The sequence below is a fragment of the Clostridioides sp. ZZV15-6388 genome (assembly GCF_020657755.1).
GTDB lineage: Bacteria > Bacillota > Clostridia > Peptostreptococcales > Peptostreptococcaceae > Clostridioides.
On sequence record NZ_JAGWCU010000042.1, the window covers coordinates 1 to 13,253 of the forward strand.

The 13,253-nt window shown below is 28.6% G+C and carries 9 protein-coding genes and 1 riboswitch; of the genes, 6 read left to right on the top strand and 3 right to left on the bottom strand.

Annotated features, from left to right (window positions below):
• Positions 1–109 precede the first annotated feature (109 nt).
• Positions 110–2,536 carry a diguanylate cyclase domain-containing protein gene (locus KGF48_RS17780; protein WP_227868388.1) on the top strand — a complete coding sequence of 809 codons (2,427 nt, stop codon included), beginning with the start codon at positions 110–112 and terminating at the stop codon, positions 2,534–2,536.
• Positions 2,537–2,668: 132 nt separating this feature from the next.
• On the opposite strand, the gene KGF48_RS17785 is transcribed toward KGF48_RS17780, so the two are convergent.
• Entirely contained in the window at positions 2,669–4,033 is a 1,365-nt protein-coding gene (locus KGF48_RS17785; protein ID WP_227840525.1) for an amidohydrolase, read from the bottom strand.
• Positions 4,034–4,192: 159 nt separating this feature from the next.
• Positions 4,193–5,536, bottom strand: a complete 1,344-nt coding sequence (locus KGF48_RS17790) for an NCS2 family permease (RefSeq protein ID WP_227829221.1) — start codon at positions 5,534–5,536, stop codon at positions 4,193–4,195.
• Positions 5,537–5,607: 71 nt separating this feature from the next.
• A riboswitch (purine riboswitch) is annotated at positions 5,608–5,709 on the bottom strand.
• 332 nt (positions 5,710–6,041) lie between these two features.
• Here KGF48_RS17790 and KGF48_RS17795 point away from each other — a divergent pair.
• From KGF48_RS17795 to KGF48_RS17805, 3 genes are all read left to right on the top strand, one after another.
• Entirely contained in the window at positions 6,042–6,695 is a 654-nt protein-coding gene (locus KGF48_RS17795; RefSeq protein WP_227840527.1) for a pentapeptide repeat-containing protein, read from the top strand.
• 140 nt (positions 6,696–6,835) lie between these two features.
• Positions 6,836–8,107 (top strand): branched-chain amino acid transport system II carrier protein, encoded by a 1,272-nt coding sequence (gene brnQ / locus KGF48_RS17800; RefSeq protein ID WP_227840535.1) that lies wholly within the window; start codon positions 6,836–6,838, stop codon positions 8,105–8,107.
• Positions 8,108–8,309: 202 nt separating this feature from the next.
• The gene (locus tag KGF48_RS17805) at positions 8,310–9,497 is read left to right on the top strand and encodes a DUF3798 domain-containing protein (protein WP_227840528.1); all 1,188 of its coding nucleotides are present in this window, start codon (positions 8,310–8,312) and stop codon (positions 9,495–9,497) included.
• Between the two features lie 152 nt (positions 9,498–9,649).
• Here KGF48_RS17805 and KGF48_RS17810 read toward each other — a convergent pair whose 3' ends face one another.
• Entirely contained in the window at positions 9,650–11,674 is a 2,025-nt protein-coding gene (locus KGF48_RS17810) for a sigma-54 interaction domain-containing protein (protein WP_227840529.1), read from the bottom strand.
• A gap of 387 nt (positions 11,675–12,061) precedes the next feature.
• Here KGF48_RS17810 and KGF48_RS17815 point away from each other — a divergent pair, with 387 nt between their 5' ends.
• Both KGF48_RS17815 and KGF48_RS17820 read left to right on the top strand, forming a co-directional pair.
• Positions 12,062–12,730 carry a nucleoside recognition domain-containing protein gene (locus KGF48_RS17815; protein ID WP_227432369.1) on the top strand — a complete coding sequence of 223 codons (669 nt, stop codon included), beginning with the start codon at positions 12,062–12,064 and terminating at the stop codon, positions 12,728–12,730.
• Between the two features lies 1 nt (position 12,731).
• The gene (locus KGF48_RS17820; protein WP_227482732.1) at positions 12,732–13,217 is read left to right on the top strand and encodes a YjiG family protein; all 486 of its coding nucleotides are present in this window, start codon (positions 12,732–12,734) and stop codon (positions 13,215–13,217) included.
• The last annotated feature ends 36 nt before the right edge of the window (positions 13,218–13,253 follow it).

Genomic DNA, 13,253 nt, shown 5'->3' on the forward strand with positions numbered 1-13,253 from the left:
AAATGGTAATCATAAGGGTTAGGAACTAGCCTAATAGCTTGGAGATACTGATAACAATAGTTATCTTGACCAAGAAGCCACCACTTCAAACATTACCGTAGGTAGTTAAGTGGATGGTAGTTCACATCCTATGGGTAAATTAATTGAAAGTATAGAGAAAATAAGAGATGGAGATACAAGTATAAGATTCAATAATGATAAAAATAATGAATATACTGAAATTGCTACCACTTTTAATAATTTAATTGATACAATGGTAAGTAACTCTGAAGAACTTAAAAGAATAAATGATGACTTAGAAGTGTTGACTGCAAATATTCCTGGAGGAGTATATAAGTATAGTTGTGATGGAAATTACATATTTAGCTTTATAAATGAAGGATATCAAAAATTGTTAGGATATACAAAAGAAGAGTTTGAATCATTTTTCGATAATAAATTGTTAAATGTTATATATGAAGGTGATCGTAAACTGGTTAAAAATGCACTAGAAAAACAATTAAAAAATAGCAATATACTTGAAGTTGAATATAGAGTTGTTCGCTCTGATGGAGAAATACTTTGGTTATTAGATAAAGGCCAAATAGTGAAGGATAAATATGGGAAGCCTTGGGTTTATTGTGTTGTAATTGATATTACATCAAGTAAGTCGGCTCAAGAGCAGTTGGATATAAGTGAAGAGTGCTATAGAATTGTTATGGAGCAAGAAAATAATATTGTTTTTGAATGGAACTTAAATACAGATACAGTAAATATTTCTGACAATTGGGAAAAGAAATTTGGATATAAACTAGTTAGAAGTAATTTAATTGAAGGTATATTGAAAAATGAAATCATCTATAAAGATGATATACAGAAGTATTTAGACCTTTTTACAAATGCTATAAAAGGTGATAACCCATATCATGAAAAAGAACTTAGATTTAGAAAAGGAAAAGATAAATATATTTGGTGTAAAGTTAGATTATCTAGTATTATTGATAAGTATAGTCAATGTACACGTATTATCGGTGTTGTTGTAGATATAGATAAAGAAAAACGAAAAAATGAAGAACTTGAAAATAGAGCCCAAAGGGATTTGCTTACAGGACTGTATAATAAAATCACAGCAGAGGATTTAGTTAGAAAATACATAGAAAATGAAGGAAAAAACCTTAAAAGTGCATTATTTATAATCGATATTGATGACTTTAAAGGAATTAATGATAATTTAGGCCACTTATTTGGAGATGCAGTTTTAAATGATATATCATCTAAATTTATAAATATATTTAGAGAAGATGATATTATTGGGCGTATAGGTGGAGATGAATTTTTAATTTTTTTAAAGGATTTACATTCAGAAAAAGTATTAAAGAAAAAGGCAGATGAATTAATAAATCTATTTAGACGTTCATTTACAGGAAAAAATAAAGATTATAAGATTTCTGGAAGTATAGGGATATCTATTTATCCTGATAATGGTAAAAATTTCAAGGATATTTTTAGATGTGCAGACAATGCACTTTATTTTGCAAAGGGAAAAGGCAAAGATTGCTATTGTATATATGAAAATAATAGCAAAATTATGGATAATGGATTAATAAAAACCAAAACCTTTAATTCTGTCTTAGGTGGAGAAGAAAATATTGATGAAGCGTACAAAACTAAGTCAACATTTAGACAGAATTTTTATGAATATATATTTAGAATTTTATATGAGTCCAAAGATGTTGATACAGCAGTAAATTTTATATTAGAATTAGTTGGTAAAACTTATGATGTAAGTCGTGCATATATATTTGAAAATTCAGATGATAATCTTTACTGTAGCAATACATTCGAATGGTGCAATGATGGTATTAACCCAGAGATAAGTAATCTTAAAAAAGTATCATATAGTTTATTTGATGATTATAAACAAAATTTTAATGATAGAGGAATTTTTTACTGCAAGGATATATCTTCACTTGATGATGGGTTATATAAAATTTTGAAAGTACAAGGGATAGTATCTATGTTACAATGTGCAATCTTAGATGAGGGCGAATTTAGTGGATATGTAGGCTTTGACGAATGTAATGGAAATAGATTTTGGACAAAAGAGGAAATAGAATCCTTGACATTTATATCAGAAATATTAAGTATATTTTTAATTAAAAAGCGTAAAGAAGATAAATTAATAAAATCTTATAAAACTATAAAAGCAGTTATGGATAATTTGAATTCATGGACTTATGTGATAAACAAGAATACATATGAGCTTTTATTTATAAACCAAAAGACCTTGAGTATAGCTCCAAACACAGAGATAAATCAATTATGTTATAAAGCATTTTGGAATATAGATAAACCATGTGAAGTTTGTCCAATGAATGAACTTAGCGAGGAAAAAAGTTTTTGTACAATAGAATTGTATAATGATAATCTTAATGTTTGGACTAGTGCTAATGCTTCATATATTGAATGGAATGAAGAAAAAAGTGCGTGCCTAATGTGCTGTAATGATATAACTAAATATAAAGAAAATGAATCTAAACCTGAACCTAATTGTTAGTGATATATTTATAGTATAATACTACTACTATTTTTATTTTAATAAAATATAGCATAAAAAAACCAATTGTTTTGTAAGTAGACTATACAAGTTTACTTGAACTAGTATCTCTACAAAACAATTGGTTTTATACTATTTTATAATTTTAAATTTAGAAGGAATTTTAACTTCTGATTTTTCTTTTATTTTAGAAGCTTGTTTTTTAACTTTTTCCAATAACTCAGATTCATTTACAACTAATACCTTTCTTTCTTTCATAAGCCACTTTCCATCACAAATTGTAGAATCTACATTTTCGCTAGTCATAGAATACACTATGTTTCCAATTGGATTATGCATTGGTAAGCAATGAATTGTATCTGGATTAAGAATAATCATATCTGCTTTTTTGCCAACTTCAAGACTACCAATTTCTTTTTCAAGTAAAGCACATTTTGCTCCATTTATAGTAGCCATTTCTAATATTTGTTCAGCTGGAATAACTGTTGGATTTAAAGTTCTTCCTTTATGTATTAATGAAGTTAAATACATATCTCTCATTAAATCCATTCTATTATTTGAAGGTGCCCCATCCGTACCAATTGAGACTGGAATTCCTTTTTCTAGCATTTCAGGAATTGATGCAAAACCTAGTACTACTTTCATAGCTGCACCAGGGTTATGGGAAACTTTTACATCATGCAATCTGAACAAATCAATTTCTTTATGAGTAAGCCAAACTGTATGAGCAGCTAAAAGGTTTGGACCCAAAACGCCTAACTTATCAAGATATTCAACTGTTCCAACTCCAGTATTTTGTTTTACAAATGAAATTTCATCAGCTATTTCAGCTATATGCATGTGTATACCTGTGTTGTATTTGTCAGCTAATTGTTTAGTTCTAACAAGTAAATCCTCAGTTGTATTAAAAATAGTTCTTAAAGCAAACCATATTTTAATTCTTTCATTAGATGTATTATTAAACTTATGGAATAAATCTAATTGAGTGTTGATTTCTTCATCAGTAGTTTTTTGCCATGCTTCAGGAAGACCGTCTCCTGTATCCATAACTGACTTAGCTAGACATGCTCTAACTCCAGTTTTATCAACAGCTTCAACCATAGCATCGACATATTGACCACCAGACTCTAAAAATGTAGTAACACCAGATTTTATTAGTTCTACACAACATGCAGTAGATGAGATTAAAGAATCTTCGTAATTAAAGCTACTTTCATATGGCCAGATTCTTTCTCTAAGCCATGTTAAAAGCACAACATCATCAGAAAGACCACGACCTAATTGTTGAGATAAGTGAACATGTGTATTGACTAACCCTGGCATTAATATTTTTCCATTAGCATCGTATATTTCAGCATCTGTATCTACAATATTATTATCAAATTTACCAACTTTTTTTATAATATTGTCTTCAATAAGTATACTTCCATTCTCATATACTTCTCTATCTGTATTCATAGTGATTAGATATGCATTTTTTATAAGTAATTGTGACATAAATATCATCCCTTTTCTATGTATTTTTTTATCTATCTATATATTATGATAATAAATTTTATATATAAAGTTAATAGCAAAATCAATTTAGATATAAAATTGATTTTGCTATTTGTAAATTAAAAATAAATAAGCTTTTAATATATCAAAATTAAAATACTAACTTAGTACTAAGTTTACAACTGCAAGTATTCCTATAACCCAAAGTGTGATACTAATTTTATCAGTTTCTTTAGCTACAACATGCATTATTATATATGAAATAAATCCAAAACACAAACCAATACTTATACTATAAGTTAGAGGCATCAATAAAACTGTAACAAAAGCAGGGACTGCTATTTTACTATCAGCAAAATCGATTTGTTTTATACTTTCAAACATGAATACCCCAACCATAACAAGTGCAGGTGCTGCAGCATAAGTAGGAACTATACCAAGTAATGGTGTAAATATAAGTGTAGCTAAGAATAATGCTGCTGTTACTACAGAAGCAAGTCCAGTTCTTGCACCTGCTGCTATACCAGAAGCTGATTCTCCGAATGTTGTAACTGTACTAGTTCCTAAAAACGAACCTATTAAAGTAGAAGAAACATCTGCATATAACATTTTTCCAAGGTCTTTTATTTCTCCATTTTCATCTTCAAGACCCATCTGCTTGCAACAAGTGATAAGGAATGCTAATGAATCAAACATGTCTATAAACATGAAAGAGAATATAGGTCCAATTAATGAGAATTTTAGTGCTCCTACAATATCTAATTTAAAAGCAATTGGTGCTATACTTGGTGGTGTTGAGATTATTGCTGTTGGTAATTCTACAAATCCACATATAATAGATATTACTGTTGCGACTACTATACTTATTAATATTCCACCTTTAATTTTTTTGTATTCTAATATCGCCATTAAGATAAGTGCAAAAAGAGCTATTAAAACTGTTGGTGTAAAATCTGCAAGTGAAACTATTGTATCTGGGTTTGCAATTATAACCCCCATGTTTTTTAAACCGACAAAAGCAAGGAAAAGACCTATACCTGCTGAAGATGCTACTGCTAATTCTCGAGGAATTGCATCAGCAATTGTCTTTCGTAGACCTGTTACTGCGAGTGTGAAGAATACACATCCAGATAAGAACACAACTCCAAGACCTGTTTGCCATGGAATTCCTGCTCCTATAACCAATGAATATGTGAAGAATGCATTTAGACCCATACCAGGTGCTAGTGCAAATGGTGCATTTCCTAAAATTGCAAATATCAGTGTACCAATGGCTGTAGCTAATATAGTAACTGTTATAAGTGCTGCTTTATCCATACCAGCCTCAGATAATATTGCTGGATTTACGAAAACTATGTATGCCATTGTTAAGAATGTAGTAACTCCACCTATTATTTCTGTCTTAAGGTTAGAGCCACGTTCGCTGAATTTAAACATTTTGTCTAAAAAGCTTAATGATGAATTATTTCCACCTGGTTGTACATTATTAGTGTTTGGTACCATTTTTACCTCCAAAAAACTTTAAAATATAAACAAAAAAATATATATTCATATAGATAGAATAGAATATATATTAAAATTAACATTCTATTCATAGAAAACTCATTTAAGGTGAGTTTGTAGAGACTATTAGACCATATTACTAATATTATATGAACATTTTCTATTTGTTTTTCTGTTGTATTATATCGTAATATTGTATTATTTACAATAAATTTAAAGAAATTATTCGTTTTTTTGTCGATTTTATAAAAAATTGAGGTCATTTTTTATAAAAAATAATTATTTCTAAAGATAAATATTACAGAAGTATAATAAATGTTATACTTTTATAACATTTATGCTATTAATGGAAATTCATTATAAATAAGTTTGTGATATAATTATAAATGTACTGAATACAAGAATATTTCGTAAAAACTTTTTAATATATTGAAAGTACATATAATAGTTTAATATAATAATAAAAATGAATTTAAAAATAATATAATTTATAGTGGAGGAGAAAATGACTAAAATTATTAAAGTACAAAAGCCTAAATTTACAGGGGAATTAGAAAATGTTGAAAATATTGAAGCTGTATTAGATGATATATTCAATGATGAAAAAATATTTAATAAAACTATAGAAAATGAGGTTATAAGTGATTTGGATATTACAAGAGCAAGTTTTGAATCTTGTATATTTAGAAATGTATCCTTTGAAAATTGTAATTTAAAAAAGATTGACTTACTTGATGTAGTATTTGAAAACTGTAATTTATCCAATACATCTTTCGATGGAGGAAGTATATACAGAGTTGAATTTAAAGACAGTAAATTAATAGGAGTTAGATTGGATGATTGTATACTTAAAAACGTATTATTTAAGGATGTTTTAGGTAGATATTCTAACTTCTCTTTTTCTAAGTTTAAGATAGTTTCTATTTTAGATTCAAATTTTGAAAGTTCTGTGTTTCAGGAAGTAAAAAATGAAAATTTAGTATTCGAGTATACAAATTTAAAAAAAGCAAATTTTAATGGAACTAAACTTTCTGGAGTAGATTTTACTACTAATAATATTGAAGGTATTGAAGTAGGAATAGATGATATTAGAGGAGCTTGTTTTGATGTGTCACAAGCAATCGATTTAACAAAACTGATGGGAATTATCATAAAATGAAAATTATATTCAAATATTAAATTGGGAAAACGTTAACAATGTGAGAATTTTTACCAGATTGACATTTTTATGAAAATAAAGTAAGATTATCTTAATATTCAAAATATTTTCAAAGGGGGTAGTTTGGTGTGAGTAAGCAGATGAGAGATATTTTTATAGTTGGTTTTGCTTTGTTTTCTATGTTCTTTGGCGCAGGAAATCTTATGTTCCCTCCATTCTTAGGAATGGAATCCGGTAAAGACTGGTTAATTCCTCTTGTTGGCTTTGTTGTTGCAGATGCTGGTATAGCAATGCTTGTTATCATAGCAACAGCAAGATGTAAAGGAAGCATGGATGATGTACTTAGAAGAGCAGGTAAAGGATTAGCAAGAGTAATGAGTGTAGCTGCTCTAGCATGTTTAGCACTTCTTGTTATACCAAGAACTTGTGCAACAACATATGAAATGGGTATTATACCTATATTTGGAGACCATGGAGCAGTAGCTAAAGCAGTATTTTCAGTAATATTCTTTGGTTTAACTTTAGCATTTACGATTAGGTCTTCTAAAGTTATAGACATAATAGGTAAATATTTAACTCCAGCGTTATTATTAGTATTATTTGTTCTAATTGTAAAAGGGATAATCTCTCCAGCAGGACCTATGAGTCCAGAACATATGATAGATAAAAATCTATTTGGTGAAGGGATATCACAAGGTTATCAAACAATGGATGCTCTAGGTGCAGCATCTATGGCTACTATAATGTTAATGTCTATAGTGGCTAAAGGATATACATCAGATAAAGACCAAATAGGCATGACTATTAAAGCTGGTTTTGTAGCCTGTGTATTCTTGGCATTAGTATACGGTGGTCTTACTTATCTAGGAGCAACAGCTTCAACTTTATATGATACTAGCATACCTCAAGCATCTTTATTAGTTGAGATAACTAGTATACTATTATATGGTCAAGTAGGAAAGGTAATTTTAGGTGTAATTGTAGCACTTGCCTGTTTAACTACTTCTACAGGTTTAACAGCATCAATTTCAACTTATTTTGAAGGAATAAGTAAAGCAACTTATAAACAACTAGTTATAGGTATATGTGTGGCTAGTATGCTTATATCTAATTTAGGTGTTGATGCTATAATAGCTATATCAGTTCCAATTCTACAAACAATATATCCTGTTTTATTGGCAATAGTTATCATGGAATTGGCTGGTAAACATATAAAAAATGATAATGCATTTAAAGGTGCAGCATATGTTACATTACTAGTTAGTGTATTATCAGCTGTAAATGGAATGACAGGAGCTGTTCCATTTATACAAAGTTTACCACTTGCAGGTTTGGGCTTTAACTGGGTAATACCAGCTATATTGGGTGGAATAGTTGGTAACTTCATAAAAAGCAACAAACAAATAGCATAGTAATTTATAATTAATTTAATTTTATAATATATATTTTTTTTAGTACTATGGGTAGATTTAATTAAAATCTAATCTACCCATAGTACTTTTTAGATTGGATTATAATAGTTGGGATATAATTTTTTATAATATAATTTTTCTTTGAAGTATGATAAAATTAGTAATAGTGATAAGAAAGTACAAATTTAGGAGGTTTTAATTAATGCTTAAAAAAATAACAGCATTTATGCTATCTATATGTTTAATCATTGGACTTACAGGCTGTAGCTTAGTTACTGGCAAAAATGATAAAGAGAAAATCATTGATGATTTTAAAGTTGCAGTAGTAACTCAGCCATTATCTGAAAATAAAGTACAATACAATATAGTAGAAGATTTAGCCAAAGAGTATAAGGAAGCTAATGAAACTGATAAAGAAAAAGATGGTGAAGCTAGAGTTGAGCGAACTATAAAACATGTTGTGTTGCCAGAAAACTTTACTTCTAATATAGATAAGTCTATAAATGAAATAGTAAAATTGACTGATGATGAAGAAATTCAGGCAATTGTAGTATCAACAGACCAAGTAGGTCTTTTACCAGCATTACAGAAGGTAAAAGAAAAGCGTCCAGAAATAATAACTATCTCAGCTCCTATGGGAGAGGACAAAAACCAATTGAGTCAATATGTAGATGTAAATCTAGGGATTGACACAGAGGAAAGAGGAAAGTTATTAGTTGAACGTTCAAAGGAAATGGGAGCAAAAGCTTTTATTCATTATGCATCTAAGGATGATTTGAAAGATGCTGATATCGCCAAAAGACTGGAAAAAATTAAAGAGACTTGTAGAAACTTAGGAATGCAATTTGTACAAGTTAATACACCAAATGTAAATACAGAAGAAGATAAAGGCAAAATGAAACAATTTTTAAATGAAGATATTGATAAACAAGTTAAGAAGTATGGAAAAGATGTAAATGTATTTGGTGTAAATGAGTACATGGATGAAGTTATATTAACTAAAGCTTTAGAGTTAAAATATATAGTTGCAGAGCAAAGTAATCCATCACCAGTGGAGACATACCCTAGCGTTATGGGATTTAAAATATCTAAAAAAGATGCCCAAAATTATGATAAGATAAATGATGTGATAAGTGAAAAGGCTAAAGCTGCTGGCATGTCAAATAGACTTGGTGGATATCCTATGCCAATGGATGCTTTTATACCATCATTAGCAACTTATCTTGCAACTGAAATGGTACTTCAAGATTTTACACAAGAAGATGTATGTGACCCAGACTATCTAGAGGCGTTTGCAGAATTAAAATTTGGTATTGGTTCAGAATTTACACCTTTAACAGAGGCACTTTATAATTATCAATCAGTAATATTAAATCAATTAATATATTAATATTAAAAGCTATGAAATTAATAATAAAAATTATTATTTCATAGCTTTTTTGCTGAAAGTATATTTTATTATTTTATAATCAGTTATAGTAAAAATAAAATTTATGATTATAAATATAAATTTTGAAGTAGTAAATTTGAATTACTATAAAACTAAAATATATTGTTTTCTATAATTTTTATACCTTTTTCGGTGATAGAGCTACCTTTTCTTCCTTTACCAGGGGTTAAATATTCATTAAATGTCAAATATTCTAGCATATTTCTTACTTCATATTCTGTGACATTATGCTCCATAAATTTCATGAGTTTTGCTCTTCCCATAGGTTTTATATATAGTGACTTTAGGATAGCAATACATATATTTTTGTCATATTGATTTAAATCATGAAATATAGATGTATTTCCTAACATATGATGATTATTTAATTTTGAAGATATATTTTGTGGCAGGTCATTTATTGTAAGTTGATTAGAACCCATATAAGCCATATATTCAATACAATTTCTCAATTCTCTAATATTTCCCATCCAAGTATAAGAATTTAAAGCCCTTAAGAGACTTTTATCAAGTTTAATATTTTTATAGGGAAGTTCTTTTAAAAATGATTCCAAAAGAAGTGGTATATCTTCTAATCTGTTTCTAAGAGGAGGCAACTCTAATGTGAACATACTTATCCTGTAAAACAAATCCATTCTAAATTTATTTTCTAAAATTAATTTTTCTAGGTTTTTATTTGTAGCAGCCAGTATTCTTACATCAATTGGAATAATATTTGTACCACCAATCTTTCTGATTTCTTTTTCTTGTAAAACTCTTAAGAGCTTTACTTGTAAATCATGTGGCATATCTCCTATCTCATCTAAAAATATGGTTCCAGTATGAGCTAATTCAAATAATCCCTTCTTTCCACCTTTTTTTGCTCCAGTAAAAGAACCATCTTCATATCCAAACAGTTCACTTTCAAGTAATTCACTTGGAAGTGAAGCACAATTTATTGCTACAAAAGGTTTATTTTTTCTATGAGAATGGTTGTGTATTGATTGAGTAAAAGCTTCTTTACCAGTACCTGTTTCGCCAGTTATTAGTATGGGGTTATCTGTAAGAGCCATTTTTTTTGCTTTTTTTATACAGTCTTTTATAACAGCACTATTTCCAATTATATTATTGAACTTATACTTGGCTATATAACCTCTTTTAACAGAGTCACTTCTTATTTTTTGCTCTAGTATTTCTATCTTGCTTACATCTTTTAATGTAATTAAGCAACCTTCTATATTTTTATAAAGATAAAATGGTTTTTTTGATAGTATAAATTTCTTGTCTATTTCATCTATGTATATAATCATATTATCTATGTTTAGATTTTTCGTGATTTTATCTAAAAAACTCTTTGGTAAAGATTCCATTAAAGAAGGTGATTTTATGAGTCTTTCATCTAAGTCTAACATGCTTAGTAAAGATTTATTTACAAATGTGACCTTGTTAAATGTATTGAAAAATATTAATCCATCTCCAATTTCATCAATAGTCATATAGAGTATAGTTTTTAATTTAGATATATTATCTAATGATGTATTTAAAAAATCATGACTAAGTGTTTCCTTAGATAGCTTGTATAGTTTTTCTATAAACTTCTCGTTTTTTAGCTTTAATACTACTAGTAACGACATATATGTATCTAATGAAATTTTTCTCCAACCTAAGTCAACGATGTTTTTTATATATTTTGGTATAAATCTGGTCTGACCTGGTGTTATAGCTGTATCTAAATCATATATTTCTTCACAGTTTGGGTATGTTGGTACAAAATCAATATGATTTATTCCTATTTTATATAAATAAGTAGCCATTTCAAACGCTGAAGTTTTATTGGTAGTCATAAGTAATGATTTTGTGCCTGGAGGTAGTTTCATCATTTTCTCATATCCAAGCTTTGAAAGTGCTTTTGTTCCATGGATAATTTCAATATCTTCCTTGAAATGCTTTATTAAAAAATTACTAGTTAAAGGTGATAGAGAAAGAACTACATCACCCTCTAAATTCTCTCTTATACCATCAAGTATATTTTGTGTTTCTATACTTATTTCATCTCCAAAAAAGCTTATTAACTCTTCTTTGTAGTGGTCAGCATTTAATTTATCATATGTTATAAGAATTAATTTTTTTCTGTCCATTTTATTTCTCCTAACTAAGGTAATATTTAGTTTGCTTTTTTAAGAGCAGAACAAGTTATATTATACAACAAATAACATGATAAATTTATACATTTAGCTAAATAATAGGTTTTTGTAGGTTTTTATCCTATAAAAACCTATTTATAAAATTAGTTTTAAAAATTATATAGAAAAATCTTTATAATATAAAGATTTTTCTACTGTATGCCAATAAAAGGTACATAAATAGAAGTTTAAAAAGTTAGCAATTGCAAGCTGTTCATGTGATAAAAAAAAATAACAATAAAAAAACAAATGAAAAAATATTATTATTAAAGTATTGGCATGGGTTTTGCTTAATAAAAAGGTGTACTAATAAAATTTATTTAAGCAGGAGGGAGAATTTATATGAGCAAACTAGAATCAACAACAGAAAAAATAGAAGTTAAATGGTATGGGTATGTAGCATTAATATTAGGAGCATTATTCTTTTCAGGAATATTTAAAGATGCACCTGGAGCATTAAAAGTACTAGATTTTAATAATGTATTAGGAAACTTTGGTTCATTGGGAACAGTTAATGATGGTGTAGGTACATTAGCTGCAAACTTCAGAGGGGATGGAGGGACTGGTCCTCGTGATGGATGGCTATATGCATTAACTTTAATACCATCAGTTATGTTTGCGCTTGGAATAGTTAGAGTTATAGACCACTTAGATGGTATGAAAGCAGCACAAAAACTTCTTAGTCCACTATTAAAACCATTACTAGGATTACCTGGATTTGCAGGATTAACTTTAATAGCTAGTTTACAATCTACAGACGCTGCTGCATCTATGACTAAGGAACTTAAAGATGATGGATATATAGATGAAAAACAAAAAGCTGTTTTCTGTGCATTTCAATTTTCTGGTGCATCTGCAATCACGAATTTCTTTGCTTCAGGAGCAGCATTGTTCCCATTTATAGGCGATGTTCCAATATTTATACCACTTGCCTTAATATTAATTATGAAATTTGTTGGAGCAAACTTACTTAGATTATACTTAAATAAATTCGAAAAGGAGGAAGCTTAATATGAGTGATATAGCAAAGAAAGAGGTAAAAGTTAAAAAAGGAAATGTGATAGATGCATTTATTGGTGGAGCTAGAAATGGGTTTCAAATAAGCACAAATTCAATGGCTCCAAATGTTATATTTGGTTTTGCTATAATTTCTATATTCAATTTAACTGGTCTTTTGGATATAATAGGAACAATTTTCACACCTGTAATGAGCATATTTGGACTTCCAGGCGTTGCAGCAACTGCAATAATGACGATATTTATATCAATGGGAGGAGCTTCTGGGGTAATAGCTGGCTTGTTTACAGCAGGTCAAATAAATCAAGCACATGTTGCAATACTTTTACCAATGTTATTACTTTCAGGAGCTCAGATACAATTTATGGGTAGACTGTTAGGAACAGCTGAATTAAAAACTAAATACTATCCACATATGTTCATAATAGCAACTTTAAATGGATGTATTGCAATGCTTATAATGAATTATTTTGTAGTATAGATAACATATGAAAAAAGTAATACAGGATAAAAATTA

What these genes read in the sequence shown, in the direction of transcription:
- KGF48_RS17785 (WP_227840525.1), bottom strand. Translation starts at nt 4,033, where the DNA reads ATGTCACAATTACTTATAAAAAATGCATATCTAATCACTATGAATACA.
- KGF48_RS17790 (WP_227829221.1), bottom strand. Translation starts at nt 5,536, where the DNA reads ATGGTACCAAACACTAATAATGTACAACCAGGTGGAAATAATTCATCA.
- KGF48_RS17795 (WP_227840527.1), top strand. Translation starts at nt 6,042, where the DNA reads ATGACTAAAATTATTAAAGTACAAAAGCCTAAATTTACAGGGGAATTA.
- brnQ (WP_227840535.1), top strand. Translation starts at nt 6,836, where the DNA reads ATGAGAGATATTTTTATAGTTGGTTTTGCTTTGTTTTCTATGTTCTTT.
- KGF48_RS17805 (WP_227840528.1), top strand. Translation starts at nt 8,310, where the DNA reads ATGCTTAAAAAAATAACAGCATTTATGCTATCTATATGTTTAATCATT.
- KGF48_RS17810 (WP_227840529.1), bottom strand. Translation starts at nt 11,674, where the DNA reads ATGGACAGAAAAAAATTAATTCTTATAACATATGATAAATTAAATGCT.
- KGF48_RS17815 (WP_227432369.1), top strand. Translation starts at nt 12,062, where the DNA reads ATGAGCAAACTAGAATCAACAACAGAAAAAATAGAAGTTAAATGGTAT.
- KGF48_RS17820 (WP_227482732.1), top strand. Translation starts at nt 12,732, where the DNA reads ATGAGTGATATAGCAAAGAAAGAGGTAAAAGTTAAAAAAGGAAATGTG.